General features: G+C 65.8%; 27 protein-coding genes and 2 pseudogenes. 7 read left to right on the top strand and 22 right to left on the bottom strand.

The genetic code is table 11. From position 1 onward, the window contains the following. The 7 genes and pseudogenes from B447_RS19575 to B447_RS19545 all read right to left on the bottom strand — a co-directional run. Positions 1–281 (bottom strand): annotated as a pseudogene (locus B447_RS19575) (hypothetical protein); the annotation flags it as partial. Next, complete coding sequence (locus B447_RS19570; protein ID WP_002932391.1) at positions 278–661, bottom strand: Na+/H+ antiporter subunit G; 384 nt, start codon at positions 659–661, stop codon at positions 278–280. The pseudogene B447_RS19575 and the gene B447_RS19570, both read right to left, overlap by 4 nt. Before the next feature lie 7 nt (positions 662–668). After that, positions 669–938: a K+/H+ antiporter subunit F gene (locus B447_RS19565; protein ID WP_002932388.1), complete on the bottom strand. Its 270-nt coding sequence runs from the start codon at positions 936–938 to the stop codon at positions 669–671. Next, positions 935–1,459 carry a Na+/H+ antiporter subunit E gene (locus B447_RS19560; protein ID WP_002944701.1) on the bottom strand — a complete coding sequence of 175 codons (525 nt, stop codon included), beginning with the start codon at positions 1,457–1,459 and terminating at the stop codon, positions 935–937. The genes B447_RS19565 and B447_RS19560 overlap by 4 nt, the downstream gene beginning before the upstream one ends. Further along, the gene (locus B447_RS19555; protein WP_002944700.1) at positions 1,459–2,982 is read right to left on the bottom strand and encodes a monovalent cation/H+ antiporter subunit D; all 1,524 of its coding nucleotides are present in this window, start codon (positions 2,980–2,982) and stop codon (positions 1,459–1,461) included. The genes B447_RS19560 and B447_RS19555 overlap by 1 nt, the downstream gene beginning before the upstream one ends. Beyond that, entirely contained in the window at positions 2,979–3,401 is a 423-nt protein-coding gene (locus B447_RS19550) for a Na+/H+ antiporter subunit C (RefSeq protein ID WP_002932377.1), read from the bottom strand. Before B447_RS19550 ends, B447_RS19555 begins: the two co-directional genes overlap by 4 nt. Further along, positions 3,401–6,262, bottom strand: a complete 2,862-nt coding sequence (locus B447_RS19545; protein WP_002944699.1) for a monovalent cation/H+ antiporter subunit A — start codon at positions 6,260–6,262, stop codon at positions 3,401–3,403. The genes B447_RS19550 and B447_RS19545 overlap by 1 nt, the downstream gene beginning before the upstream one ends. A 256-nt stretch (positions 6,263–6,518) precedes the next feature. On the opposite strand from B447_RS19545, the gene B447_RS19540 reads away from it, so the two are divergent. Further along, positions 6,519–7,316 carry an IclR family transcriptional regulator gene (locus B447_RS19540; protein ID WP_002944693.1) on the top strand — a complete coding sequence of 266 codons (798 nt, stop codon included), beginning with the start codon at positions 6,519–6,521 and terminating at the stop codon, positions 7,314–7,316. A 34-nt stretch (positions 7,317–7,350) separates the two neighbouring features. Here the strand turns inward: B447_RS19540 and B447_RS19535 are convergent, their stop codons facing one another. The 3 genes from B447_RS19535 to B447_RS19525 all read right to left on the bottom strand — a co-directional run bounded on the left by B447_RS19535 (position 7,351) and on the right by B447_RS19525 (position 12,128). After that, on the bottom strand, positions 7,351–8,463 hold the full coding sequence (locus B447_RS19535; RefSeq protein ID WP_002944691.1) for a serine hydrolase: 1,113 nt from the start codon (positions 8,461–8,463) through the stop codon (positions 7,351–7,353). A gap of 165 nt (positions 8,464–8,628) precedes the next feature. Further along, positions 8,629–9,768 (bottom strand): patatin-like phospholipase family protein, encoded by a 1,140-nt coding sequence (locus tag B447_RS19530; protein WP_002932365.1) that lies wholly within the window; start codon positions 9,766–9,768, stop codon positions 8,629–8,631. An 86-nt stretch (positions 9,769–9,854) separates the two neighbouring features. Continuing rightward, positions 9,855–12,128, bottom strand: coding sequence for an NADP-dependent malic enzyme (locus B447_RS19525; RefSeq protein WP_002944689.1), 2,274 nt, complete (start codon positions 12,126–12,128; stop codon positions 9,855–9,857). 430 nt (positions 12,129–12,558) lie between these two features. Between B447_RS19525 and B447_RS19520 the strand changes: the two genes are divergently transcribed. Further along, on the top strand, positions 12,559–14,406 hold the full coding sequence (locus B447_RS19520; RefSeq protein ID WP_002932355.1) for a phosphoenolpyruvate carboxykinase (GTP): 1,848 nt from the start codon (positions 12,559–12,561) through the stop codon (positions 14,404–14,406). A gap of 102 nt (positions 14,407–14,508) precedes the next feature. Continuing rightward, positions 14,509–15,681: a pyridoxal phosphate-dependent aminotransferase gene (locus B447_RS19515; RefSeq protein WP_002944687.1), complete on the top strand. Its 1,173-nt coding sequence runs from the start codon at positions 14,509–14,511 to the stop codon at positions 15,679–15,681. Between the two features lie 36 nt (positions 15,682–15,717). On the opposite strand, the gene B447_RS19510 is transcribed toward B447_RS19515, so the two are convergent. The 9 genes from B447_RS19510 to B447_RS19475 all read right to left on the bottom strand — a co-directional run bounded on the left by B447_RS19510 (position 15,718) and on the right by B447_RS19475 (position 21,682). Beyond that, the gene (locus tag B447_RS19510) at positions 15,718–16,599 is read right to left on the bottom strand and encodes a transglycosylase SLT domain-containing protein (protein WP_002932344.1); all 882 of its coding nucleotides are present in this window, start codon (positions 16,597–16,599) and stop codon (positions 15,718–15,720) included. Between the two features lie 294 nt (positions 16,600–16,893). Continuing rightward, a complete protein-coding gene (gene ampD / locus B447_RS19505; RefSeq protein WP_002932342.1) occupies positions 16,894–17,478 on the bottom strand; it encodes a 1,6-anhydro-N-acetylmuramyl-L-alanine amidase AmpD in 585 nt (194 codons plus the stop codon). Positions 17,479–17,519: 41 nt separating this feature from the next. Next, on the bottom strand, positions 17,520–17,831 hold the full coding sequence (locus B447_RS19500; RefSeq protein WP_002932341.1) for a hypothetical protein: 312 nt from the start codon (positions 17,829–17,831) through the stop codon (positions 17,520–17,522). Positions 17,832–17,993: 162 nt separating this feature from the next. Next, the gene (locus tag B447_RS19495; protein ID WP_002944683.1) at positions 17,994–18,863 is read right to left on the bottom strand and encodes a transposase; all 870 of its coding nucleotides are present in this window, start codon (positions 18,861–18,863) and stop codon (positions 17,994–17,996) included. Positions 18,864–19,013: 150 nt separating this feature from the next. After that, entirely contained in the window at positions 19,014–19,349 is a 336-nt protein-coding gene (locus B447_RS19490) for a type II toxin-antitoxin system HicB family antitoxin (RefSeq protein ID WP_002932339.1), read from the bottom strand. Continuing rightward, complete coding sequence (locus B447_RS22365; RefSeq protein ID WP_002944681.1) at positions 19,346–19,600, bottom strand: type II toxin-antitoxin system HicA family toxin; 255 nt, start codon at positions 19,598–19,600, stop codon at positions 19,346–19,348. The genes B447_RS19490 and B447_RS22365 overlap by 4 nt, the downstream gene beginning before the upstream one ends. Before the next feature lie 152 nt (positions 19,601–19,752). Beyond that, complete coding sequence (locus B447_RS19485; protein ID WP_002944678.1) at positions 19,753–20,838, bottom strand: porin; 1,086 nt, start codon at positions 20,836–20,838, stop codon at positions 19,753–19,755. Between the two features lie 173 nt (positions 20,839–21,011). Then, a complete protein-coding gene (locus B447_RS19480; RefSeq protein WP_002944675.1) occupies positions 21,012–21,413 on the bottom strand; it encodes a type II toxin-antitoxin system VapC family toxin in 402 nt (133 codons plus the stop codon). After that, the gene (locus B447_RS19475; protein ID WP_002932330.1) at positions 21,410–21,682 is read right to left on the bottom strand and encodes a type II toxin-antitoxin system Phd/YefM family antitoxin; all 273 of its coding nucleotides are present in this window, start codon (positions 21,680–21,682) and stop codon (positions 21,410–21,412) included. The genes B447_RS19480 and B447_RS19475 overlap by 4 nt, the downstream gene beginning before the upstream one ends. 231 nt (positions 21,683–21,913) lie before the next feature. On the opposite strand from B447_RS19475, the gene B447_RS19470 reads away from it, so the two are divergent. The 4 genes and pseudogenes from B447_RS19470 (at position 21,914) to rpoH (ending at position 23,533) form a co-directional block, all read left to right on the top strand. Further along, positions 21,914–22,177 carry an antitoxin gene (locus B447_RS19470; protein WP_002932328.1) on the top strand — a complete coding sequence of 88 codons (264 nt, stop codon included), beginning with the start codon at positions 21,914–21,916 and terminating at the stop codon, positions 22,175–22,177. Then, a pseudogene (locus B447_RS23020) lies at positions 22,174–22,305 on the top strand (type II toxin-antitoxin system VapC family toxin); the annotation flags it as partial. The gene B447_RS19470 and the pseudogene B447_RS23020, both read left to right, overlap by 4 nt. Positions 22,306–22,387: 82 nt before the next feature. Continuing rightward, on the top strand, positions 22,388–22,594 hold the full coding sequence (locus B447_RS22920) for a PIN domain-containing protein (RefSeq protein WP_332306973.1): 207 nt from the start codon (positions 22,388–22,390) through the stop codon (positions 22,592–22,594). An 87-nt stretch (positions 22,595–22,681) separates the two neighbouring features. Continuing rightward, a complete protein-coding gene (gene rpoH / locus B447_RS19465; RefSeq protein WP_002944672.1) occupies positions 22,682–23,533 on the top strand; it encodes an RNA polymerase sigma factor RpoH in 852 nt (283 codons plus the stop codon). Between the two features lie 85 nt (positions 23,534–23,618). On the opposite strand, the gene B447_RS19460 is transcribed toward rpoH, so the two are convergent. The 3 genes from B447_RS19460 to B447_RS19450 all read right to left on the bottom strand — a co-directional run. Beyond that, positions 23,619–24,236: an SCO family protein gene (locus B447_RS19460; RefSeq protein ID WP_002932322.1), complete on the bottom strand. Its 618-nt coding sequence runs from the start codon at positions 24,234–24,236 to the stop codon at positions 23,619–23,621. 191 nt (positions 24,237–24,427) lie between these two features. Continuing rightward, positions 24,428–24,886 (bottom strand): nuclear transport factor 2 family protein, encoded by a 459-nt coding sequence (locus tag B447_RS19455; protein ID WP_002944670.1) that lies wholly within the window; start codon positions 24,884–24,886, stop codon positions 24,428–24,430. Positions 24,887–24,897: 11 nt separating this feature from the next. After that, positions 24,898–25,575 (bottom strand): SDR family NAD(P)-dependent oxidoreductase (locus B447_RS19450; RefSeq protein ID WP_002944668.1); only part of this gene is annotated, 678 nt, incomplete at its 5' end.

Below are 25,575 nucleotides of genomic sequence, written 5' to 3'. Positions count from 1 at the left end.
CGATCGGCTTGCGGCGGCCGCTCCCTGGACCGTTGCGGGCGCTCTTCGGCGCGCTGGGTACGCTCGCCACGTGGCGAGCGCTCGTCCTGGGCCTGGCGTGCCGATCCTGGCTTGCGCGCAGGCTTCTCGGCCACGGTCTTCTCGGCCACGGTCTTCTCGGCTGCTGTCTTCGCTGCCGGAGGGGGAGCAGCCTCGCCCTGCGTGGCACGCGGGCGCAGCTTGAGCGTGCCTTCGATGGTCGAGGGCGCGGGCTTGGGTGGGTTGCGGCGTACGGAGCTCACACGTGATCCTTGTGCTCGGCCTCGGGCAAGCCGTCGAAGGTGCTCCAGCCCTGCTCGCGCCCGGTGGGCGGCAGGTCCTCGCGCAGTTCGACATGCTCGTGCAGATGGGCCTTGGCGATGAAATGGGCGGTAATCGGGGCGGTCAGGAACAGGAAGACGCTGATCAACACCTCGTGGATGGAAAGCGTGCCCTCGATACCGAAGAAGAACAGCATCGAGGCCACCAGCGCACCACCGACCCCGAGCGTCGTCGCCTTGGTCGGCGCGTGCAGGCGGGTCAGCAGATCGGGCAGCTTGACCAGACCGATCGAGCCCACCAGGGCGAAGATGCCGCCGAGCACGATCAGCGCCGAGATCAGCAGTTCGAGCAGGAAGTTCATGGGCCGCTCACTCGATGACGTCGCCGCGCAGGATGAAGCGGCAGTAGGCGACGGTGGAAATGAAACCGAACATGGCGAACAGCAACGCGCCCTCGAAGAATACCGTGGTGCGTTGCTGGATGCCGAACAGGATGATGAGTGCGATGATGTTGATCACCATCGTGTCGACCGCGAGCACGCGGTCCATCAGCGAGGGCCCGCGCAGCAGGCGCCACAGGTTGAGCAGCACGGCAACCGACACCGCCGCATAGCCAAAGTTGAGGGCGTACTCGATCATGGGAAGATCTCCTTCAGGCGGGCCTCGTAGCGCGCCTTCATCTGGCGCACCGCCTCCTCCGCGTCAGGGGCGTCCAGGCAATGCACCAGCAGGCTGCGGCCATCGGCCGACAAGTCGCAGGACACCGTGCCCGGCGTCATCGTGATGGTGCCGGCGAGCACGGTGATCGCCTCGGGCGAACGCAGCTCGAGCGGCAGCGTCACCCAGCGCACGCGCAGCTGGTCGCTACGGCGGAACAGGATCAGGCGCGCGACCTGCAGGTTGGCCACTACCACGTCCCAGGCCACCAGCCCCATGTAGGCGAAGGCCTTGCCATAGGCCTTCACCGGCGGCCGTTCCGGCCAGAAACTGCTCGTCATGATCGGGATGATCACACCGAGGATCGTGCCCATCACCAGCCCGCCGAAGCTGAAGCTGTTGAGCAGCAGCATCCACAGAACGATCAGCACTACGGTCAGCAGCGGATGCGGCAACCAGCGCTGGATGAAGGGGCGTTTGTCCACGCTCGCTTTCTCGGCCATCAGCGTACGCCTCCTGCGGCACCGAGCACCGCCTCGATATAGCCGGCCGGCGCAAACAGCTGCGCTGCCACGAGATCAAGCCAGGCATGGACCGGACCGGCAAGCACGGTCAGGGCGACGAGGCCGGCAAGCAGGCCGCCCACCGCCACGAAGGGCAATGCAGGGGCCGCGCGCAGCGTGGCTGGCGGCGGCGCCTCGAGTGCATGGCTCTTCCAGAACACCAGGCTGCCACCGCGCGCGAAGCCGACGACGGCCAGCAGCGAGGTCGCCAGGATCAGCGTCCAGAACCAGGCCGCCTGCGGGTGGCTGCGCACGCTGTCGAGGACGAGCAGCTTGCCAAGGAAGCCCGACAGCGGCGGCATGCCGGCCACCGCGATCGCAGCGGCGAAGAACAGCCCGGCGATGAGGGCACCCTGGGCGAAGCGCGGCGCCTGCGTGAGCCGGTCGCGGTGCATGCCACGGCGCTCGGCCACCATGTCGGCAATCAGGAACAAGGCCCCTGCCCCAAGGGTGGAGTGCAGCAGGTAGAACAGCGCAGCGCTCATGGACTGCGGGGTGAATACCGCGACCGTCGCCAGCAGCATGCCCATCGAACCGATCACCGCGAAGCTCGCCATCTGGCCCAGGCTGCGCGCCGCCAGCACACCGGTCATGCCCAGCACCAGGGTGAGCAGACCGGCCGGCAGCAGCCAGGGCGCCGCCAGCCAGGCTGCGTCGCCGGCATCTGCACCGAAGGCCAGCACGTAGAGGCGGATGATGGAGTAGGCGCCCACCTTGGTCATGATCGCAAACAGCGCCGCCACCGGCCCCGGCGCGTTGGCGTAGGTGCCGGGCAGCCAGAAGTGAAGCGGCACCAGCGCCGCCTTGACGCCGAACACCAGCAGCAGCAACACGGCCCCCGTCTGCAGCAGGGCCTGGTCGCCTGCCGGCACCTGCGGCACCTTGAGCGCGAGGTCGGCCATGTTGAGCGTGCCGGTCACGCTGTAGATGAGGCCGACCGCAATCAGGAACAGCGAGGAACCGACCAGGTTGGTCACCACGTACTGCACGCCCGCCTTCACCCGCAGGCCGCCCCCGCCATGCACCATCAGCCCGTAGGAGGCGATGAGCAGGATCTCGAAGAACACGAAAAGGTTGAAGAAGTCGCCGGTGAGGAAGGCGCCGTTGAGCCCCATGAGTTGGAACTGGAACAGAGGGTGGAAGTGCTTGCCGCGCTCATCCCAGCCGTTGATCGCATATAGCAACACGCCAAGGCCCAGGGTTGCGGTCAACACCAGCATCAGCGCCGCCAGGCGGTCGAGCACGAGGACGATGCCGAAGGGCGCCACCCAGTTGCCCAGCGCATAGACGCGGACGCTGCCGTCGCTGGCCATGGCGAGCAGCACCAGGGCGACCGCCAGCAGCAGCCCCGCAGACAGGACCGAGAACACGCGTGAGAGCACGATGTCATGACGCGCCGCAATCACCAGCACGGCACCGAGGATGGCCGGCATCAGGATGGGCAGGATCAGCCAGTGGTTCATGCGCGCTCCTCGAGGCCCGCAGCGGCACGCGCGGCCGGCTCGCCCTGCTTGCGGCCGAGCAGCTTCCAGTCGTCCTCGCGTGCCTCGGGCGAGGCGTCGCCGGGCAGATCGACGTGGTCATTGCCGGTCTCTAGATAGGCGCGCAGGGACATCACCACGATGACGGCGGTCATGCCGAAGGAGATCACGATGGCGGTCAGTACCAGGGCCTGTGGCAAGGGATCGGTGTAAGCCGCGGCATCGGCGCTGATCACCGGCGGCAGATTGACGGCAAGCCTGCCCGTCGCGAACAGGAACAGGTTGGTCGCGTAGGTGAGCAGGGTGAGGCCGATGATGACCGGGAAGGTACGGGCGCGCAGCACCAGGTAGACGCCCGCGGCCGTCATCGCGCCGATCGCCGTGGCGACGAGGAATTCCATCAGTTGTGCTCCTTGCTCATGCCCATGCTGGGATCGACATCCATCGCCGTGCGGTTGACCGGCCGCTGCCCGGTCAAGCGCCCCATGCGCGACAGGTTGGCCAGCGCGAGCATCACCGCACCGACCACGGTCAGGAACACCCCGGTATCGAAGGCCATCGCACTCGCCAGCTCGAACTCGCCGACCAGCGGCAGGTGGAAGTGGTCGAAGGCCGAGGTCAGGAAGGGGCGGTCGAGCACCATGGAGGCAATCCCCGTCCCCGCCGCGATCAGCACGCCGGCGCCGATCATGGCGTGGTAATTGACCCTGACGCGCTGCGCCGCCCAGCCGAAGCCGCTTGCCATGTACTGCATGATCAGCGCGATCGACACCACGAGCGCGGCGATGAAGCCGCCACCGGGCTGGTTGTGGCCGCGCAGGAAGATGTAGGCCCCCACCAGCAGCGCCAGCGGCAGCATCACCCGGGTGGCGACCACCATGATGATCGGGTGGCGGTCGACCGACACCGGCAGGTCGGGCGTCCACGCGCTCAGGCGGCGGGCAACGCGGCCATGCAGGGCACCGTCGAGCAACGCGTAGATTGCGAGCGCGGCAATGCCGAGCACGATGATCTCGCCGAAGGTATCGAAGCCGCGGAAGTCGACCAGGATCACGTTGACCACGTTGGTGCCGCCGCCGCCCGACACCGAATTCTCGAGGTAGTAGGTGGACAGCGAGCTGCCATCGCGGGTGAGCATGGCCCAGCTCACCAGCCCCATGCCGCCGCCCGCGATCAGCGCGAGCACCCCGTCACGCAGGTGGCGCAGCGGGTCGGCGCTGACGGTGGAGCTCAGCGGGCTCGCCTTGGGCAGGAAATAGAGCGCCAGCAGGATCAGGATGACGGTGGTGACTTCGACGGAGATCTGCGTCAGCGCAAGGTCGGGCGCGGACAGGTAGATGAAGGCCACGCACACGATCAGGCCCACGGTGCCCACCACCAGCACCGACAGCAGGCGCTGGCGGAAGAACATCACGGTCAGCACGCAGCCGCCGAGCAGCAGCAGCCAGGCGACCACCGCCACCGGCTCCGCCGGCAGCAGTTCGCGCGTACCGGCCTCGTGAGAAGCGCCGATGAAGGTCGCGAAGCCTGCCAGCGTCATCGCACCGATGGCAAACGCCAGGTAGCGCTGCAGCGAGCCATTATGCAAGCCATGGGTCACGCGCTGTGCCAGCGCGAGCGCGGCCGCCATGACGGCGTCGAACATCGCCTTGGCTTCCGGATGCGGCCCCGCCCGCCAGACTGCGCGCACGCGCGGATAGGCACGCAGCGCCCCCAGGCCGACCACCACGGCCACCACCGACAGTGCGAGCGCGATGTTCACACCATGCCACAGCGCCAGATGGTAGTCAGGTAGCGCGCCACCGATCACCGCCTGCGCCACCACGGCCACCAGCGGCCCCGCCACCGTGGCCGGCAGCAGCCCGATCAGCACCACCAGCACCACCAGCAGGGCTGGCGGCAGCCACAGGCCGGCGGGCGGGTCGTGCGGCGTGTGCGGGTAATCGCTGCGCTTCGCCCCGAAGAAGACATGCACGATGTAGCGCAAGGAATAGGCCACCGAAAAGCAGGCCGCGAGCGTGGCCAGCGCCGGCACCACCCAGCCGTTACCCAGCCAGGCGGTCGCTGCCGCCTCGTGCAGCATCATCTCCTTGGACAGGAAGCCATTGAGCGGCGGCAGCCCCGCCATCGACGCTGCCGCGACCATGGCCAGCGTGGCGGTGACCGGCATCAGGTGCAGCAGGCCGCCCAGGCGCTTGATGTCGCGCGTGCCGGCCTCGTGGTCGATGATGCCGGCGTTCATGAACAGCGCGGCCTTGAAGGTGGCGTGATTGAGGATGTGGAACACCGCCGCCACGGCCGCCATCGGCGTGCCGAAACCGAGCAGCATGGTCACCAGGCCGAGGTGGCTGACGGTGGAGAAGGCGAGCAGGCCCTTGAGGTCGTCCTTGAACAGCGCGATCACCGCCCCCACGAGCATGGTGATGAGCCCCGTGGTGGCGACGATGTAGAACCATTCCACCGTGCCGGCGAGCACCGGCCACATGCGCGCCATCAGGAACAGTCCCGCCTTCACCATGGTTGCCGAGTGCAGGTAGGCCGACACCGGCGTGGGCGCCGCCATCGCGTGCGGCAACCAGAAGTGGAAGGGGAACTGCGCGCTCTTGGTGAAGCAGCCGGCGAGAATCAGCAGCAATGCCGGCAGGTAGAGCGGCGAAGCCTGGATGGCGTCCTTGTGCTGCAGGATGTCGGTGAGATTGTAGGAGCCGGCGATGTCGCCCAGGATCAGCATGCCGGCGATCATCGCCAGTCCGCCTGCGCCGGTGACGGCAAGCGCCATGCGCGCACCCTGGCGACCCTCGGGCAGGTGCTTCCAGTAGCCGATGAGCAGGAAGGACGACAGGCTGGTCAGCTCCCAGAACACCAGCAGCAGCAGGATGTTGTCCGACAGCACGATGCCCACCATGGCGCCCTGGAAGAGCAGCAGGTAGGTGTAGAAGCTGCCCATCGGATCGTCCTTGGCGAGATAGAAGCGCGCATAGACGATGATCAGCAGGCCGATGCCGAGGATGAGCCCGGCAAAGAAGAAGCCCAGGCCGTCGAGGAAGAAGTTGGCGTTGAGCCCCAGCGCCGGCAACCAGTCCCAGCCCGCCTGCACTACCTCGCCGCGGAACACCGCCGGCGCATGCGACAACAGCAGCGCGAAGGCAAGCAGCGTGAAGGTGAAGGTGCTGGTCGCACAGGCATTGCGCCCGGCACGGATCATCAGCGCCGGCAACAGGGCTCCGACGAAGGGTAGCAGCACGATCAGGACCAGGCTCATCAGGGCATCCGGAAGCGGGGGACAACGAACGGAGAGGGCAGGCGGGAGACGACGCCGGGCGAGTAGCATCGCAGTGGCGACGCCGCTCGATGATCACCTGCAAACGTCCGGCCCGCGCGCATTCCGGCCAAAGTATATCTTTGAAGCAATCGGGTCACCACACGGCACTGTATTTCACTAGGCGAAATCAGCATGCCCGGTTACCATCGCCCTCCAACAAACGACCGTTCCGACATTGTCCAAGCAGAGCCCCGCCTTGTCCGCACCCAAGCCCGACGCCGCCCCCCCGGAAGGCAAGAATTCGATCCAGGTCATCGAGCGCATGATGAAGCTGCTCGACGTACTCGCACAGCATGCCGACCCAGTGCCGCTCAAACAGCTCGCGCTCGAGACCGGACTGCACCCCTCCACAGCGCACCGCATTCTCGGCGCCATGACCGGCACCGGCTTCGTCGAGCGCTCGGAAGCCGGCGTCTACCGCCTGGGCATCCGCCTCCTCGAGCTGGGCAGCCTCGTGAAGTCGCGCATCTCGCTGCGCGAAACCGCAATGCCTTTCATGCTCAAGCTGCACGCGGCAACCGGCGAAAGCGTCAATCTGGGCGTGCGCGCCGGTGACGAGATCGTGTATGTGGAGCGAACGTCCAGCGGGCGCGCGTCGGTGCGCGTGGTGCATATCGTCGGCGCTCGCGCGCCGCTGCACACGACGGCAACCGGCAAGCTGTTCCTGGCCGAGGATGGCGCCGAACGCATCCGCGATTACGCTCGCCGCACCGGCCTACCCGCATCGACGCCGGCCTCTATCACCACCCTGCCCGCGCTGGAAAAGGAACTCGATCGCGTCCGCCGCCACGACGTCGGCTTCGACCTCGACGAAGTCGAAGCGGGTGTGCGCTGTATCGCGGCGGGCATCCGCGACGACAGCGGCGAGTTGATCGCCGGGCTGTCGCTGTCGACCCCGTCGGATCGTTTCAACCCGGACTGGGCGCCACTCGTGCGCGAAACGGCCGACGAGATCTCGCGCGCCCTCGGCTTCAGCGCACCACGTACTCGCTGATCCTGTCGGCGCGCCGCCCGGCGCAAGGGGCGGCTCAGCCGCCAGCGCGTTGCGGTGCGACCGCGAGGCGTTGCGGCATGCCTTGTTCGAGCCACTTGCGCACGCGCTTGGCGTCGGCGGTACGCGTGTAGCGCCCGCTCGAATCCATCAGCACCATCACGACCGGCTGCTGCTGCAGCCAGGCCTGCATGACCAGGCAGCGCCCGGCCTCGGAGATGTAGCCGGTCTTGGACACACTGATCGCCCACTCGGGACTGCGCACCAGGCCATTGGTGTTGCCAAAGCGCAGCATGCGGCCGCGCACGTCAACGTAGCGCTCGTGCGCAGTCGAGAACTCGCGAATGAGCGGGAACGCGGCCGACGCGGCAACCAGGCGGGCGAGATCCTTCGGACTGGACACGTTGCCGGGATTCAGTCCGGTGCTGTCGCGGAAACGCGTATCCCACAGCCCGAGCAACCGCGCCTTCACGTTCATGGCCTCGACGAATGCACTCTCGCCACCGGGGTAATTGCGTGCCAGCGCCGAGGCGGCACGGTTCTCCGAGGACATCAGCGCCAGCTGCAGCATCTCCTCACGGCTGAGCGTCGTACCCAGCGCCAGGCGAGAGCCAGTACCCTTGAGGCGGTCGATGTCACCTTCGGTGATGGTGAGGCGCTCGGACAGGCTCTGGCCCGCCTCGAGCACGACGATCGCCGTCATCAGCTTGGTGATCGAGGCGATCGGCACCACCGCGGAACCATTGCGCTCGAGCAACACCTCGCCGGTGTTCTGGTTGATCACATAGAAAGCGCTCGAACCCAGCAATGGCAGGCCGTTGGCGTCCAGCGCAAGCGGCGCATCCTCGTCGGCCCCCAGCGCGGCCGGAGCCGCTGCTGCTGCCGCCGCGGCCGGTACGGCCTTGCGCGCCACTACCTTCTTGGCCGCGGGCTTGGCATTGGTACCGGACTTGGCAACCGCCTTCTTGGGCGCAGGCTTGCTGGACACCGCCTTCTTGGGCGCCGCCTTCGCCGGAGCCTTGGCCTTGGGCGCGGGCTTGCTCGCAGCGGTCTTGCCAGCGGACTGAGACTTCGTGGACGAGGCCAGCACGGCCCCCGACTGCAGTGCGAACAGCGCGGCAAGGCTGGCAACGAGGAGTCTGAGCTTCATGGTGAGCGGCAAGCCTAAAAGACGGAAAGAAACCGGAAAGCGTTTTGTATGAAAAATAAGCAGATACAAAACTGATTTCAAGTAATTTCGAATTGTGTCTTCACATTTTCCCACATTCGGCGACCGCGTGCGGCCGTCGTTTCGGCACATTGCGGGCGCGCGCCGCTAGCCGATGCGCAGGAAGTCGCTCAACTCGGACTTGCGCGCCATCGCATCGTCGTAGCCAAGCTCGATCAGGGTACGGGTGAAGCCCGGCTCGAACAGCAGGTAGGACAACAGGGTGGAGCCCTCACGGCGCATCGTCCCCAGACCACGCAGCACCATGCGCAGCAGGCGCGGCAGCTGATGGCCATGACGCCCGGCGATGGTATCGAGCCGCTGCGAGGGCTGGATCACCAGGGTCTCTATCGCGCGCAGGCCGATGCCAGCGAACTGGCGCTGGGCAGGCTCGAGACGGGACACGGTGTCGTTGATGCGTGCGAGACGCTCCAGATCGACCGCAAGCGTGTCGAGAAAGATGCTCGACAAGGCATGGCCGGCAATCTGCGCAGGCGAGGGATAGCGCTCGGCGCGCTGCCGCCCCTCCTCCGCCGTGCGTCCCGCGCCGACCACCAGGATGCGCTCCGCCCCCAGATGGATGGCAGGGCTCACCGGCGCGAGCTGGCGCATCGAACCATCGCCGAACCACTCGCGATGGATCCTGACCGCCGGAAACACGAAAGGCAGGGCGCTGCTCGCCATCAGATGTTCGATAGTCAGCTCGGTACGCACGCCCATGCGCTGCTCGCGCCGCCACGGGTGAATGTCGAGCGAACCCTGGAAGAAGGCCAGGCTCTGGCCGCTGGAGTAGCCAGAAGCCGTGACACTGAGCGCATAGAGCGCCCCGCTCTTGATCGCCTGGTCAATGGCACGGAAGTCGAGCGCGCGCTCGAGCAGTCCGCGCAGCGGCGCGTTGTCGAGCAGGGAGCGCGGCGTCTGGCGCAACAGCCAGCCGCCGAACAGCGCCGACCCCCAATGGATGCCGCTGCCAAGCAAGGCGGGCGCATCGACGCGATAGACCTGCTCGGCATGCAGGTTGCGCCAGATGCGCTCGATATGGCGGACGGCGCGATTGAAATCGACCGCATGCGAGGCCAGCGCGGCGGCGTTGATTGCACCGGCCGAGGTGCCGCAGAGGATGGGAAAGGGATTGCCAGGGGACGCGCCCCGGAGCTCGCGAATGGCGCTCAGCACACCGACCTGATAGGCCGCACGTGCACCACCGCCGGTCAGCACCAACGCCGCCCGCCCCTCCTGCATCCGCATCCGCCCGCCTCCGATCACCCGTTGCCTCAAGCATGAGGCAGCGGGCGATCGTCATGCAAGCATGTACGGCGGACGACCGATGCGAATCAGCCGACCTGTCCCGCCTCCACGACGGTGAGCGCCGTCATGTTGATGATGCGGCGCACGGTCGCCGACGGCGTCAGGATATGGACCGGCTTGGATGCGCCGAGCAGGATCGGCCCCACCGTCATGCCCTCGCCCGCCGCGTTCTTCAACAGGTTGAAGGCGATGTTCGCCGCATCCAGGGTGGGGAAGATGAGCAGATTCGCATCTTCGCGCATCCTGGCGTTGGGGAAGATCTGCAGGCGATGCTTGGCGTCGAGCGCCGAGTCGCCGTGCATCTCGCCCTCGACCTGCAACTCGGGGTGACGCTCGTGCAGCAGGCGCAAGGCCGTGCGCATCTTCTCGGCGGTCGGCGAGTCGGCCGAACCGAAGGACGAATGCGACAACAAGGCGATGCGCGGCTCGACACCAAAGCGCTTCATCTCCTCGGCGGCCAGCAGTGTCATCTCGACCACCTGTTCGGGCGTCGGGTCGTAGTTGACATAGGTATCGGCCAGGAACAGGGTGCGTCCGGGCAGGCTGAGCAGGTTGACCGTGTACAGGTTGTTGACCCCCTCGCGCCGGCCGAGCACGGTTTCGACGAACTCGCGGTGCAGGCGGTGCATGCCGTAGGTGCCGCAGATCAGGCCGTCGCCGTAGCCGAACTTGAGCAGCAGCGTGCCGATGAGCGTGGTGCGGCGGCGCACTTCCTTCTTGGCGTACTCGACCGAGACGCCGCGACGCTCCATCAGGCTGTGGTAGTGCTGCCAGAGTTCGTTGAAGCGCGGATCGGAGTCCGGATTGACCATCTCGAAGTCGCGCTCGGCCGCCATGCGCAGACCGAAGCGCTCGATGTTGTGGATCACCACGTCCGGGCGGCCGATCAGGATCGGACGCGCGAGCCCCTCGTCGACCACCTGCTGCACGGCACGCAGCACCTTCTCGGATTCGCCCTCGGAGAAGATGATGCGCTTCGGGTCCTTGCGCGCGGCGGCGAACACCGGCTTCATGATCAGGCCCGAATGCCAGACGAAGTTGTTGAGCTGGCCGCGGTAGGCGTCCCAGTCGCTGATCGGCCGTGTCGCCACGCCCGAAGCCTCGGCTGCCGCAGCGACTGCGGGGGCGATCTTGACGATCAGGCGCGGATCGAAGGGGCGCGGAATGATGTACTCGGGGCCGAAGCCGCCCACCTTCTCGCCATAGGCGGCCGCGACGATATCGCTCTGCTCCACGCGTGCGAGTTCGGCGATCGCCTTCACCGCGGCGAGCTGCATCTCGTCGGTGATGGTGGTCGCGCCGACGTCCAGCGCACCGCGGAAAATGAAGGGGAAGCACAGCACGTTGTTGACCTGGTTCGGGTAGTCCGAACGGCCGGTGGCGATGATGGCGTCGCTGCGCACCTTCTTCACCTCGTCGGGGAGGATCTCGGGCGTGGGGTTGGCAAGCGCGAGGATCATCGGGTTGGGCGCCATCTTCGCGACCATCTCGGGCTTGAGCACGCCGCCCGCCGACAGACCGAGGAAGACGTCGGCGCCCTCGATGACCTCGGCGAGCTTGCGCGCATCGGTCTTCTTCGCATAGCGCGCCTTGATCGGATCCATGAGCACGGTGCGGCCCTCATAGACCACGCCTTCGATGTCGGTCACCCAGATGTTCTCGACCGGAATGCCAAGCTTGACCAGCAAGCCCAGGCAGGCCAGCGCCGCCGCACCCGCGCCCGAGGTCACCAGCTTCACCTTGTCCAGCGCCTTGCCCTGCAGATGCAGGCCGTTGAGCAGTGCGGCGCCGACCACGATCGCGGTGCCGTGCTGATCGTCGTGGAAGACCGGGATCTTCATGCGCTCGCGCAGCTTCTGCTCGATGTAGAAGCACTCGGGCGCCTTGATGTCCTCGAGGTTGATGCCGCCGAAGGTGGGTTCGAGCGCGGCGATCATGTCGATCAGCTTGTCGGCGTCGGGCTCATCGATCTCGAGGTCGAAGACGTCGATGCCGGCGAACTTCTTGAACAGCACCCCCTTGCCTTCCATCACCGGCTTGGCCGCGAGCGGGCCGATGTTGCCCAGGCCGAGCACAGCCGTGCCGTTGGTGACCACGCCGATCAGGTTCGAGCGCGCGGTGAGCTCGGCGGCCTGGGCCGGATCCTCGACGATGGCATCGCAGGCGGCCGCCACGCCGGGCGAATAGGCCAGCGACAGGTCGCGCTGGTTCGACAGCACCTTGGTCGGTGTCACCGAGATTTTCCCGGGGCGCGGATAACGGTGGTAATCGAGCGCGGCAGCGCGGATCAGTTCGTCCATGGTCTCTTCCTTTCTGTTCTTCGGCGTGGAGTGCGCGAGCAACGCGCCCCACCCCAAAAGACGACGGAGCAGGACGACTCGCGCACGATCCTGCGCAGCATACCGCAAAGGCCAATCTTTCGCATTACGAAAAACGTCTTTGCATCGTGAAACAAACACTGCCCGGCCTGCGTGCGCACTTCCATGATAGCCATGCGTTTGCTCACCGATAGTTACGAGCGCATTCATAAGTCTGCGCTCCTCATGGCATAATTACGGGCTTTCACCGATTGCAATTCGTTCGCGCACGTTTCACCCGCAAACGCATCGCATCGGTACGTCGGGGCGCCCCAGCCGGCGCCCGAGCAGCCCGCCGGCCAGGCAGCACCTGCTTCAACGATGGCCGACCGACGGGAATGGTTACGCATCACAGCACGGGAGAGCTGTACACATGTCTCAGAACCACGCCCAGGCGGCCATTGCCGCTGCCCCCGAATATGTCCGCCACGAAGGCCTGAAGCAGTGGGTCGGCGAGATCGCCGCCCTGACCGAGCCTGACCGTGTCGTCTGGTGCGACGGCTCCCAGGAAGAGTACGACCGCCTGTGCGCAGAGATGGTCGAATCCGGCATGCTGATCAAGCTCAACCCGGAAAAGCGCAAGAACTCCTACCTCGCCTGGTCCGACCCCTCGGACGTCGCCCGCGTCGAGGACCGCACCTTCATCTGCTCGCAGGACAAAGGAGACGCCGGCCCCACCAACAACTGGGAAGACCCGGCGGTGATGCGCGAGACGCTGAACGGCCTGTTCAAGGGCGCGATGCACGGCCGCACCATGTACGTGGTGCCGTTCTCGATGGGCCCGCTCGGCAGCCCGATCGCCCACATCGGCGTCGAAATCTCCGACAGCCCCTACGTCGTCACCAACATGCGCACCATGACGCGCATGGGCCGCGGCGCCATCGAGGTGCTCGGCACCGACGGCGAGTTCGTGCCCTGCGTGCACACCGTCGGCGCCCCGCTCGCCCAGGGCGAGAAGGACAGCCGCTGGCCGTGCAACCCGACCACCAAGTACATCGTGCATTACCCCGAGACGCGCGAGATCTGGTCCTACGGCTCGGGCTACGGCGGCAACGCCCTGCTCGGCAAGAAGTGCTTCGCGCTGCGCATCGCCTCCACCATGGCGCGTGACGAAGGCTGGCTGGCCGAGCACATGCTGATCCTCGGCGTCGAATCGCCGCAGGGCGAGAAGACCTACGTCGCCGCCGCCTTCCCGTCGGCATGCGGCAAGACCAACTTCGCCATGCTGATCCCGCCCAAGTCCTTCGACGGCTGGAAGATCACCACCGTCGGCGACGACATCGCCTGGATCAAGCCCGGCCCCGACGGCAAGTTCCGCGCCATCAACCCCGAGTTCGGCTACTTCGGCGTCGCCCCCGGCACCTCCGAGAAGACCAACTTCAACGCCATGGCCACGCTCAAGGAAAACATCATCTTCACCAACGTCGCGCTCACCGACGATGGCGACGTGTGGTGGGAAGGCATGAGCAAGGAAGCCCCCGCGCACCTGATCGACTGGCAGGGCAAGGACTGGACGCCCGAGATCGCCCGGGAAACCGGCCGCAAGGCCGCGCACCCCAACGCGCGCTTCACCGCGCCGGCGAACCAGTGCCCGTCGATCGACCCGGCCTGGGAAGATCCCGCCGGCGTGCCGATCTCCGCCTTCATCTTCGGCGGCCGCCGTGCCACCACCGTGCCGCTGGTGTACCAGGCGTTCAACTGGAACTTCGGCGTTTACATGGCCGCTACGCTCGGCTCCGAGACCACCGCCGCTGCCTTCGGCGCTCAGGGCGTGGTGCGCCGCGACCCGTTCGCCATGCTGCCCTTCTGCGGCTACCACATGGGCGACTACTTCAACCACTGGCTGCGCATGGGCCACGTCGTCGAAGATACGCCCAAGATCTTCTGCGTGAACTGGTTCCGCATGAACGAGAAGGGCGAGTTCATGTGGCCGGGCTTCGGCGAGAACATGCGCGTGCTCAAGTGGATCGTCGAGCGCTGCCAGGGCAAGATCGCCGCCAAGGAAACCGCGCTCGGCTGGATGCCGCGCTTCGAAGACCTCGACTGGACCGACGCCGAGATCACCCGCGAGGAATTCGACGCCCTGACCAAGGTCGACGCAGACGCCTGGCGCACCGAACTCAGCTCGCACAAGGAGTGGTTCGACAAGCTGCAGGACCGCCTGCCGCGCCAGCTCGTGCTCAAGCGCGAACTGTTCGAGCTCGCACTCAACGCCGACTGATCCACCGCACGCCCGACCGAAAAAAGCGCCGCAGGTCGGCGCTTTTTTCATTTCGGCGCAGAATGGCGCCGCTCTCACCACCCGTCATCGCCGGAGCCCACGATGCAAGCTTTTTCCCGCCGCGCAGCCGACATCCAGCCCTTCCACGTCATGGAGCTGCTGCGCCGGGCGCGCGAGCTCGAGGCCCAGGGGCGCGACATCATCCACATGGAGGTCGGCGAACCCGATTTCGGCACGCCGCAACCCGTCATCGAGGCTGCCACCCGCTTCCTTGCCAGCGGCGACGTCCATTACACCCCGGCGCTCGGCCTACCCAGGCTGCGCGAGGCGATCGCACGCTTCTACCAGGATCGCTTCAAGGCCGAGGTCGCACCCGAGCGCATCATCATCACCGCCGGCGCCTCCGGCGCCTTGATGCTCGCGCTCGCTGCCACCACAGACCCCGGCGACGAATGGCTGCTGCCTGACCCCGGCTACCCCTCCAACCGCCATCTCGTGCGCGCCTTCGAAGGTGTCGCGCAGGCACTGCCGGTAGACGCGCAGACCCGCTACCAACCCACTCCGGCCCAGGTCGACGCAGCCTGGACCGCACGCAGCCGCGGGTTGATGGTGGCCACGCCATCCAACCCCACCGGCACCCTGCTCGGCATCGACGAGATCGCCGCCCTGCACGCGGTCACCCGCCGGCGCGGCGGCCTGCTGCTGGTCGATGAGATCTACCAGGGCCTGACCTACGGCATCGACTCCGCCACCGCACTGGCACACCCGGCACTCAACGCGGCCGATGACGTCTTCGTCGTCAACAGCTTCTCCAAGTATTTCGGCATGACGGGCTGGCGGCTCGGCTGGCTGGTGGCGCCCACGCCCCTCGTGCGCGAGATCGAGAAGCTCGCCCAGCACTTCTTCATCTCGCCCTCGTCGCCCGCGCAGCATGCGGCCCTCGCAGCCTTCGAGCCTGCCACGCTGGAGATCCTGGAGGCACGGCGGACGGAGTTCGCCGCCCGCCGCAACGTACTGCTGCCCGCGCTGCAGGAAATCGGCTTCACGATCGCGACCGAGCCGCAAGGCGCCTTCTATATCTACGCCGACATTTCGAAGCTCGCGGACGACTCCGAAGCGCTCGCCCGCCGCATGATCGAAGAGGCAGGCGTGGCAGCCACGCCCGGGCTCGACTTCGGCCACCACCTGCCGCGCCGCCATCTGCGCATCGCCTACACCACGCGCGAATCACGCCTGCTCGAGGCCGTTGAACGCATCAGCGCCCTGCGGGCCTGATCGGCCGGCAGGGCGCTGTAATGAGCAGGCGCGGGCTTAGCTCGCCTGCTCGAGGCTGGTGCGGACCACGTCACGCCCGGCGATCAGCATGAGCCGCTTCTTCAGCGACATCACCTTGCGTGTGTAGCGGGCCTGCGGGTCCTTCAAGGCTCCGTTGTAATACTGCAGCGCGCGCTGCAGGCTGCCATAGCGCTGCAGGCCTTCGTGGAGCACCAGCGTACCCACGCGCACATTCACCTCGGGGTCGAACAGCGCGTTCTTGCCGCGGTTGGCGCCGAGCTTGTCCTGGTGGTAGCGCGGGATCACCTGCATCAGCCCTTGCGCCCCCATGTTGCTGACCGCACGCGGGTTGAAGCTCGACTCCACGGCCATCATCGCCACGATCAACAAGGGGTCGAAGCCGAGTTCCTGCGCAGAAGCCTCGGCGGCTGCCAGTGCGGGGACGATGGCCGTCTCGGATACACGATAGTTCTCGGTGATCCAGTCGCGCACGCGCGCCATCTCGATCGACAGCTCGCCTTCTTCCTGCGCGAACGGATCTTCGCCCAACATCTCCAACCCGGTCACTGCCGGACTGAAGGCCTTGAGCGCGGGCTCGACAGGCTGTTCGGTCGCACGCCTGAACGGCACCGACGGCGTGTAGGAGACATCGGCGAGCGTCACTGCCGGACTGACCGGCGGCGTTACCCGCAAGCCAAGGCCAGAGACCATCGACAGCTCGGAGGTGGTCGGCTCCGCCGCCGGGAGCGCAAACGCATCGCTGAACTGCAGGGGCGCACCGGCATCGGCAGCGCCATTGGCAGCCACCATATGGACCGTACCCAGGAGGCCGGCAGAAAACAGTGCACCGTAGACGAGGCTGGTCGCCGCACCGCCCGTTCTGCGCGCAAGCGCATTGAATCGAGTTGCGTGTTTCATGGTGTCCTCCATGCTGTGGCCTGAGCCGCCACCCTGGCCGCACCCTGTTGGAGTGCTGCGCCCGCGCCACCCTTTGAGGGCAGCGCGCATGCCGCGTGGCCGATTGGCCACGCCGGCAGATGGCCGGCTCGGTCGCCAGTAGGTGTTAAAGCCCGCCGCCGCAACCAGACGACAGACCCCGCGGTGCGCGCGTCCATGAAACTGCGTCTCCCTCTCAGAGAGGCGCCGCACCGAGATTGATTGAATTGTTGCGATGCAACAGGAAGCGAATTCTATTCTTCGACAAACATTTTGTCAAAACTTGACATGCGGGTGCCCTGGCGCCCGCATGTCATCACCCATGCACAGCAGCCGCTCCAGCCGCTGCCAGTCGAAGAACGGCCCGGGATCGGTCTTGCGCCCGGGGGCGATGTCCGAGTGCCCCACCACGGCCTCGATCGGGTAGCGCGTGCGCAACTCGGCGATCAATCCGGCCAGGCGCACATACTGCACGGGCTCGAATGGCTGTGTGTCACAGCCTTCGAGTTCGATGCCTATCGAGAAATCGTTGCAGCGCTCACGCCCATTCCAGCACGACACGCCTGCATGCCAGGCGCGGTGCTCGGGGGCGACGAAGCACACCACCTCGCCATCACGACGGACGAAATAGTGCGCCGACACGCGCAGATGCTGGATGTCCGCGTAATAGGGATGCTCGGCCGGGTCGAGCGTATTGGTAAACAGCTGCTCTACCCCAGGACCGCCGAAAGAATCGGGTGGCAGGCTGATGGCGTGCACCACGACGACATTCGGAACCACCCCCTCGGGTCGTGCATCGTAGTTGGGCGATGCACACAGCCGCAGCACCACAGCGTCGCGCTCGCCGCCTCCAGCCCTCATTGCCAGTAGATCACGAATCAATCGCCGACACTCCCTGCCGCTCAGCGCCGGGTATCGACATAGCCAATGCTGGCCTGCGGTGCACTGTTGATCACATCCCACCCGACCGTCGCCGCGCCGTTCTGGAAGGTACGCCCGACGCCCAGGTCCAGGCCGACACGATTCATCATCGGATAGTAACTGGCACCGACCGATCCCACCGTACGATCTTCGCGGTCACTCGTCAGCACCTTCACCGACAACCCCGGCCCACCGCCACCAAAATTGTAGTTGATACCGAACATCACGGCCGGATCGGCCTGCGCCGCGGTCGCGGCAAGGGCAAAAGTGGAAGCGACAAACAGCTTGCGCATCGGACTCATCTCCTGACTGGGTCTATCGGACGCCGCACCTCATGCGGGCGCAAGACTGACCACAGGAGACGGAAAAAGATTGGTGTGGAGATATCTCGAAACATCTTGGCGAGTGCGTGGCGAAAACCTGCGAGCGGGGTCATGCGAGCGGGGTCAGGTCTTTCATTTACTCACAGTCCGTTGAGGCCGCCGTAACACACGCCCCTTGCTGACGATGCGGCTGATCGAACTGTAATGCAAGCCGAAAAAAGCAGCGAGTTGGGCGTAGGTGAACTCACCGGAATCAGCCGCCTCGAGGATGGCCCGGTCTCTCGAGGGGAAACGCTCGACGTAGGCGTCGAGGGCCACACCCTTCGGGCGACGCTGCATCCTGGGCACCTCGCTCAAGGTGTCATCGTCGGCAAACCTGCTCGCCATGCGACCTGCAAAATCCGTGCTGCCCAGGTAGATCTGCGCATTCAGGCCTTCCCAGATCGGCGGAAGACCAACACCGGCGCGCACGAAGTCTTCGTAGCGGCCGATGGCGCGCGTCCGCACTTCACCGAACTGGCCAAGGACCCAGTTCGTCGCCAACCATGACGGGGCCTCCACCCGGCCGAGCAGCGCGCGATGACTGCTCCACGGCCAGTCCGCCGCATCCTTGCACAGGCCGGCACGCACCGGATTGAGCACGACATAGCGCGCGAGCTCCACCAGGTAGGCGTCCGCCTCCACGAGGATCGCCTTGTAGCGCCCCTGAAAAACGTGACCGACGCGGCCATAGCGGCGATTGACCGCCTGCGTATACACCCCGTTGAGCTGCCGCATGCCGCGCGCCAGGTTGGCTTCGGCAGTCTCCACGACGACATGGTAGTGGTTACCCATCTGGCACCACGCATGGCAGCGCCAGTTGAAGCGCTCGCAGACCTCGCCGAAGAGATCGAGCCACGCCCGCCGGTCGACGTCATCACCATAGATCATCTCGCGCCGGTCGCCGCGCGACGTCACATGATACACACCGCCCGCAAGCTCGATTCGCAACGGCCGCGCCATGATGCCCGTCCTTTGAAAGGAGAGCTCGAATTATGCTTATGCCATTTCCTGCCCGCAAGCCCGTCACGCATCACTCGGCTCTGTGATGATCAACTGAAAGACCTGACCCCGAGAACGCGAGAACGCGAGAACCTGACCCCGAGAAACCCCTCACCCCGCCCGGGCGGCCTGCCTGATCGCCTCGGCTGCCCACTGGTTCAAGCTCTGCCCGTGCGCAGCGGCAGCGACGACCGCCGCCTCGTGCACAGCGGGATCGACGCGCAGCGAGAACTTGCCCGAGAAACGCTTTCGTGGCTCGATGCCCCGCCGTTCGCACGCATCCAGGAACATGCGGAGGGACACCTCACCTTCGCGCCTCAGTCCGGCCACATCTGCCGCATAAAAATCCGCACCACCATTCAAACCGACGAACTCGCCGCGAAACATCTGGATGTCCGGATCGAAGGTGATCACGGCCTCATAGCCCCCGATGTTCATGGTGTTCATGGTTGCACTCCGTTTTCTTCAAGCCACTTCCGAATTGCTGCGACTGCGCCCTTGTCGGTATCCGGGGACGGGTGCGGGCGATGAAAGACACGCACCACACCGAACAAGAACACCTCCACCCGAGAACCTTCGCGCTCCGAAATCTCGGCACCCAACTCCCGGAACAAAGCCTCGATGTCCCCCCAGCGCACATTGGCCGAGACCGGCCGGACATGGATCAGTTCAAGGGTGCGCTGGTGTTTGCGCTTCACGATCTTATGGTATCAAAAAACGATACCAGACCAAAATGAGCAAATGAAAGACCTGACCCCAACCCCCCCAACCCCCCCACAACCTCCAACCCCAAAAAAAAAACGGGAGCCGAAGCTCCCGTTTTTACTTTCAAACCTGTCTGGAGGACAGATTAGAAGGTGTGACGCAGACCGACAGTGTAGACGTCGGAGTTGTTGCCGTTCTTGGTGCCGGCAACGACACCGTACTTGCTGGTGTTGTTGTCGTTGTCGGTACGGTTGAAGCCAGCGTAGGCGGTGGTGCGCTTCGACAGGGCGTGGGTATAAGCCAGGGTGTAGCTCTTGGCGCCAGCCTTGGAGGCATTGTCGAAGTCGACATCGCCGTAAGCAACGTGGACGTTGCCAGCCGCGCCAACCGGGACGATCACGCCAACTTGCCACAGGTCGGCATCAGCGTTCTTCACGTTGCCAACGGCCTTGGCGTCCTGGTACGAAGCAGCCAGGGTCACGACGCCGAAGTTGTAGCTACCGCCGAGCAGCCATTCTTTCTGCTTGGCCGAGCCGGCGGTCGCCGACTTCAGGTAGTGATAAACGGCGCCAACCTTCAGCGGGCCATTGGCGTACTCGACGCCCAGACCGTATGCGTCGTCGTCGTTCGGGCTGGTCGAAACTTCGGTGCCGCGAGCAGCGTAGATCGCCTTGACACTCAGACCCGAGAACGAGCCACCGTAGGCAACCGAGTTGTCCCAGCGAGCCGGGCTGTTCGGGGTGATGGTCATGCCAGCGCCCGACGACAGGATCGACTGCGGCGAAACAGCAGCCGAAGCGACGGCGTCGTACTGCTGACCGAAGCCCGGAGCGTACTGACGGCCGAGGCTGACGGTACCGAAGGCACCGCTCAGGCCAACATAAGCCTGACGCGAGAAGACGGAGTCACCGTCGGTGTACTCGATCTCGTCTTCACCATCAACGATCTTGCGCTTGGTCGAAACGCCAGGAGAGGCGACGCCGTTACCGATATCGAAGCCCTGCTCCAGCACGAAGACAGCCTTCAGGCCGTTGCCCAGGTCTTCCGTGCCACGGAAGCCGACACGGCTACCCGACAGGACACCGCTCAGCACGCCACGCAGGTCGTTGGCGCCGGCCGAACCGAAAGCAACACCAGCGTCAGCCACACCGTAAACGGTCACGTTCGACTGAGCGAAGGCCGGAGCCGAAACCAGGCCAGCAACAGCCAGCGCGATCAGTTTCTTCTGCATGTATTTCTCCTCAAATTTGAAGTTGAGACCGCGGCACCTGCCTCGGCCCTACTCACCTCTCTGGCGAGAAGTTGGGGCGATTCTGCAAACCTGAGCCCGGGCATGCAAGTCCGGGCGACGGAAAACACCACATTCCGGGCTTTGTTGTTGCGGGCGTGCAACAGAACGCCGGATCAGCGCCGCGCATCGAGCCGCGGCAGGGCCGCCTTCCAGCCCAGCAGCTTCTCGTCCGCCGTCACCAGCGTCGCGTTGCGCACCGCCGCGGAGGCGGCAATGAAGCGGTCCGCGGGGTCGCGATGCAGGTCGGCGAACCCTGCGCCCGCGAGCGCAATGCGGCCATCGAGCGGGATCTCGAGCAGCCCCGCGCTGAGCAGGCCTGCCCGCCAGCCTTCGATCGCGAGCGGCAGAACGATACGGCCTTTCTGTGCAAGCATCGCGCACTCCCAGAAGCTGATCGCACTCACCGCGACCTCGCCAGCACGCCAGGCCTGCTCGATGCGCGCCCGCGCCTGCGGGCCGAGCGCGGCATCGTCGGCGTCCATCCAGATGAGGGCGTGCGTGTCGAGAACGATCACGACAGCACCTCCCAGTCATCGTCGGCAACCGGTGACACGATGTCGCCCAGGATACGTAAGCCTGGATGCAGACCAAAAGGCGAAGATGCGCGCGCGCCCTGATAGGGATGCAGTTCGGCCACGGGCTTACCGTTCTTCGTGACGACAAGGATCTCGCCGGAGGCCGCCACCTGATCCATCAGGGCGAGACAGCGGGCCTTGAATTCGGAGGCCTGGATGGTTTGCATGGTCGTGCTCCCTGGATAATCGATGACCATGATCATGACCATGGTTGGATGCAAATGCAACAAGGCTGCAAGCAGGCAGCATGCACGGGTTCATTCAATAGAGAATTCGGCACATTTTGTACAAAACATACAATTCAAGCTCACCAGAACGAAGAGGAGTGGCCACCATGCGCACCGTCCCTGCCACCGAGGCAAAACAAGCCATGGGCGTTTGCGTTGTTGCGACGCGGACATTTAAGTGCACACACAAACGTAGATACAAGAGGTAATACCATGGGAACGCTGACCAGCCGAGTGTTCAACAACGGCAACAGCCAGGCTGTACGCATACCCGCAGAGTTCCGCCTCGACACCGACCGCGTCAGCATCACGCGCAACGAAGCGGGCGATCTGGTGATCCACCCCTTGCGCGTGCAACGCGGCACCGCCCTGATGCAGGCCCTGAAGGCGCTGGGCGAAGTGGACGAGGACTTCATCGCCGCGCTCGAGGCCGAACAGGAAGCGCCGCTGCAAACGCAGGAGCGCAAGGCGCTGTGATCTACCTGCTCGACACCCACATCCTGATCTACCTGATCAAGAACCAGCCGCCCGGCATCGCGCAGCGCATCGACGCCCTCCCCGAGAGCGACGTCCTGTGCATGTCTTTCGTGACCTGGGCGGAACTGCTGAAGGGCGCCGAGCGCAGCACTCGCAAGACGGAGGTGCTACGCCGGCTGAACGCTCTGGCGCGCCAGGTACCGGTGCGCTATCCCGCCGACCCCCGCCATCTGCAGGCATTACGCGGAACAGGCCACCCGCCTCAGGGAGGCAGGCACACCGATCGGCGCGAACGACCTGTGGATCGCCTGCCATGCGCTGGCCGAAGACGCCACACTGATCACCCACAATACGCGCGAGTTCAGGCGGATTGCGGGTTTGCGCGTCGAGGACTGGGTAGCCTCCGACACAGACTGAAGCAGGCCACCCCGGAACTCCCGCCGCCCCTTAGCACTCTCACGCCCCGAGTGCTAATATTGAGGCGCACAAGGAGGACCCAAGCCCATGTCACACGCCCTGACCTTCCCCGTTCCCGCCGCCGGCAGCCTGGACCAGTACATCCAGAGCGTGAATCGCATGCCGATGCTGAGCGAACAGCAGGAGGTGGAACTGGCGACGCGGCTACGCGACGAGGGCGACGTGGGTGCGGCACGGCAGCTGGTGATGTCGCATCTGCGCGTCGTCGTCGCCATTGCGCGCGGCTACCTCGGCTACGGCCTGCCCCACGCCGACCTCATCCAGGAGGGCAACGTCGGCCTGATGAAGGCCGTCAAGCGCTTCGACCCGAGCCGCGGCGTGCGCCTGGTGTCGTTCGCGATCCACTGGATCAAGGCGGAGATCCACGAGTACATCCTGAAGAACTGGCGCCTGGTGAAGATCGCCACCACCAAGGCGCAACGCAAGCTGTTCTTCAACCTGCGCGGCATGAAGAAGGACAGCACCACGCTGCAGCCTGCCGAGGTGCAGGCGATCGCGGCCCAGCTCGACGTCAAGCCCGAGGAAGTGGTGGAGATGGAAACGCGGCTCACCGGCCGCGACATTCCGCTCGACGCCGGCAGCGACGACGAGGACGAGCGCTTCGCGCCGATCTCCTACCTGCCCGACCCGCAGGCCGAACCTTCCGAGCTCATCGCCGAGGCCCAGCTGGCACACCTGCAGGACACCGGCCTGCGCAATGCGCTCGCCAGCCTCGACGACCGCAGCCGAGCCATCGTGCAGCGGCGCTGGCTCGCCGAAGGCGACAGCGCCACCCTGCACGAGTTGGCGGCCGAATACGGCGTCTCAGCCGAACGCATCCGCCAGATCGAAGCCAAGGCCATGCAGAAGATGCGGGGGATGCTGGCGGCAGTGGTGTAACTACAGCGCCAAGGCACTCTCCAGACAACAACGGCAGCTCGAAGGCTGCCGTTGTGCTTTCATGCGCCACGCTCGCACATCGCTGCTACTTCCCATCCAGCAGCGCCTTGATGTCCGCCGCGACCACCTGCGGCTCCTCGCCGTGCCTCATGTACAGGCGCAACCGTCCATCGGGACCGAAAACGTAGGTACCGGCGGAATGGTCGATGGTGTAGTGGCCGGCCAGATCGCCGCTCTTGCGGTAGAACACGCGGAAGTCCTTGGCAATGGCAGCGATCTGCTCGGGCGTGCCGTACATGCCGAGGAAGCGCTGGTCGAACACCGGCACGTACTCGGCAAGCAGTTCGGGCGTGTCGCGCTCGGGGTCGACGGTGACGAAGACCACCTGCACGCGGTCGCTGTCGGCGCCGAGCAGGCCCATCACCTCGCTCATGCCCACCAGCGCAGTGGGGCATACGTCCGGGCATTGGGTGTAGCCGAAGAAGATGGTGACCGCCTTGCCCTTGAAATCGGCCAGCGTGCGCTCCTGGCCGTGATGGTCGGTGAGGCGGAAGTTTCTGCCATAGTCGGCGCCGGTGATGTCGGTGCTGCGGAACACCGGCTCGGCAGGCGTGCAGGCGGCGAGGACGCCGAGCGCCAGGGCGGGCAGAACGAGGGCACGCAGGCGCGCAAAAAGCGTTGATGACGAGAGAGCGGACGACATGGGCTTGCCTGTTTGACTGCAGAATCAGCGCTCGATGATAGACCCATCGCCTGCCCACCGGAACCCGCTGCGGCATTCGGCCGCAGCCGCCGCAGCGCTTGTCCGCCATCAAGGCACACTGGAATGGCGCTGTCCGACTGCACCTCCGCCAGCCCCACCCTCCCCTGCGCTCCTCGGGGCACCCGCCCGCGTCAGCCTGCCGACAGTCGCCTGCGCAGCGCACGCATCAGCACCCCCAGCAACGGCAGCTTCTCGTACAGTTCCTCGGCGGCGTCCCAGTAGTCGCGGTGCAGCAGCACGCGGCCACCGGCATCGAAACGCAGGTGGGTCACGCCATGCACCACCACCGGCCGGCCGCGCAGCAGGAAATGGAAATCCCAGCCCAGCATGGCCTGCGCACCCTGCTCGATGCGCTCGGTGACCACGAAACGCGGCGCATCGACGGTATCGAACATGTGCTCGAAGATTCTGCGAATGGCTGCGGTACCGACGACATCGTTGAACGGATCCTTGAAGCGCGCGTCGGCGGCATAGAGTGTGTCGACACCGGCCAGCGAGTGCGGCGCGAGTTTTTCGTAGAAACACGCCACGCGGCCAGCCGCGCTCGCGGCGGCGTCCGCAGTGGCGGGCGCCATGCCCTCGGAGCCCATGTGCGTCGACCTCATAGTCCAGTGGCTCGCCGCACGAGCCGGAAATAGAAGCGCCGCGGCAGCCACTGCAGCGCCTTGAGCACGCGGGTGAAGCGCTTCGGGAAGTGGATCTCGAAGTCGCCGCGCGCAAAGCCGTCTACGATCGCCTGCGCCGCCTGGACCGGCGTCTGCAGGGCCGGCATGTGGAAGTCATTGGCGGCTGTGAGCGGCGTGGCGACGAAGCCGGGGTCGATCAGGAAGACATCGACGCCGCGCGGCGAAAGATCCAGGTAGAGCGTCTCGGCCAGGTTGATCAGCGCCGCCTTGGTCGGGCCATAGACGGTCGCCTTGGGCAGCCCGCCGTAGCCGGCGACGCTGCCGACCAGGGCGATCGCCCCGCTGCCCTGGCGCAGCAGCACGGGCACGAGCTCGCCGACGCCGCACAGCGTGCCCACCAGGTTGAGCTCGACCGTCTCGCGCACGGCCTCGGCGCTCAGTTCCCAGGCGCGCAGCGGGCGATAGGTGCCGGCGTTGAACACCACCAGGTCCACGCCACCCCAGCGCGCCAGCACGGCGGCCTGCGCACGCGCAAAGTCACCGTCGCGCGCGAGATCGAGCGCTTCGACCACGCAGTCGGACGCGGCCACCCCGCGCGCCATGCACGCCGCGCGCACCGCCTGCAGCCGCTCGACGCCGCGCGGCAGCTCTTC

It is taken from the genome of Thauera sp. 27, assembly GCF_000310125.2.
In the GTDB taxonomy this organism is placed as follows: domain Bacteria; phylum Pseudomonadota; class Gammaproteobacteria; order Burkholderiales; family Rhodocyclaceae; genus Thauera; species Thauera mechernichensis.
Note: the sequence above shows the minus strand (reverse complement) of the source record. Positions and strands in the feature narration are given on the sequence as shown.

Bases quoted from the DNA above. Each gene is read 5' to 3' on its own strand.
- B447_RS19530 (WP_002932365.1), bottom strand. From the start codon at position 9,768: ATGCGGATGCAGGAGGGGCGGGCGGCGTTGGTGCTGACCGGCGGTGGT.
- B447_RS19485 (WP_002944678.1), bottom strand. From the start codon at position 20,838: ATGCAGAAGAAACTGATCGCGCTGGCTGTTGCTGGCCTGGTTTCGGCT.
- B447_RS19455 (WP_002944670.1), bottom strand. From the start codon at position 24,886: ATGGGCTCCGAGGGCATGGCGCCCGCCACTGCGGACGCCGCCGCGAGC.
- B447_RS19500 (WP_002932341.1), bottom strand. From the start codon at position 17,831: ATGCGCAAGCTGTTTGTCGCTTCCACTTTTGCCCTTGCCGCGACCGCG.
- ampD (WP_002932342.1), bottom strand. From the start codon at position 17,478: ATGAGGGCTGGAGGCGGCGAGCGCGACGCTGTGGTGCTGCGGCTGTGT.
- B447_RS19490 (WP_002932339.1), bottom strand. From the start codon at position 19,349: ATGAACACCATGAACATCGGGGGCTATGAGGCCGTGATCACCTTCGAT.
- B447_RS19535 (WP_002944691.1), bottom strand. From the start codon at position 8,463: ATGAAGCTCAGACTCCTCGTTGCCAGCCTTGCCGCGCTGTTCGCACTG.
- B447_RS19515 (WP_002944687.1), top strand. From the start codon at position 14,509: ATGCAAGCTTTTTCCCGCCGCGCAGCCGACATCCAGCCCTTCCACGTC.
- B447_RS19475 (WP_002932330.1), bottom strand. From the start codon at position 21,682: ATGGTCATGATCATGGTCATCGATTATCCAGGGAGCACGACCATGCAA.
- B447_RS19520 (WP_002932355.1), top strand. From the start codon at position 12,559: ATGTCTCAGAACCACGCCCAGGCGGCCATTGCCGCTGCCCCCGAATAT.
- B447_RS19555 (WP_002944700.1), bottom strand. From the start codon at position 2,982: ATGAACCACTGGCTGATCCTGCCCATCCTGATGCCGGCCATCCTCGGT.
- B447_RS19545 (WP_002944699.1), bottom strand. From the start codon at position 6,262: ATGAGCCTGGTCCTGATCGTGCTGCTACCCTTCGTCGGAGCCCTGTTG.
- B447_RS19460 (WP_002932322.1), bottom strand. From the start codon at position 24,236: ATGTCGTCCGCTCTCTCGTCATCAACGCTTTTTGCGCGCCTGCGTGCC.
- B447_RS19525 (WP_002944689.1), bottom strand. From the start codon at position 12,128: ATGGACGAACTGATCCGCGCTGCCGCGCTCGATTACCACCGTTATCCG.
- B447_RS19570 (WP_002932391.1), bottom strand. From the start codon at position 661: ATGAACTTCCTGCTCGAACTGCTGATCTCGGCGCTGATCGTGCTCGGC.
- B447_RS19560 (WP_002944701.1), bottom strand. From the start codon at position 1,459: ATGGCCGAGAAAGCGAGCGTGGACAAACGCCCCTTCATCCAGCGCTGG.
- B447_RS19510 (WP_002932344.1), bottom strand. From the start codon at position 16,599: ATGAAACACGCAACTCGATTCAATGCGCTTGCGCGCAGAACGGGCGGT.
- B447_RS19495 (WP_002944683.1), bottom strand. From the start codon at position 18,863: ATGGCGCGGCCGTTGCGAATCGAGCTTGCGGGCGGTGTGTATCATGTG.
- B447_RS19470 (WP_002932328.1), top strand. From the start codon at position 21,914: ATGGGAACGCTGACCAGCCGAGTGTTCAACAACGGCAACAGCCAGGCT.
- B447_RS19565 (WP_002932388.1), bottom strand. From the start codon at position 938: ATGATCGAGTACGCCCTCAACTTTGGCTATGCGGCGGTGTCGGTTGCC.
- rpoH (WP_002944672.1), top strand. From the start codon at position 22,682: ATGTCACACGCCCTGACCTTCCCCGTTCCCGCCGCCGGCAGCCTGGAC.
- B447_RS19550 (WP_002932377.1), bottom strand. From the start codon at position 3,401: ATGGAATTCCTCGTCGCCACGGCGATCGGCGCGATGACGGCCGCGGGC.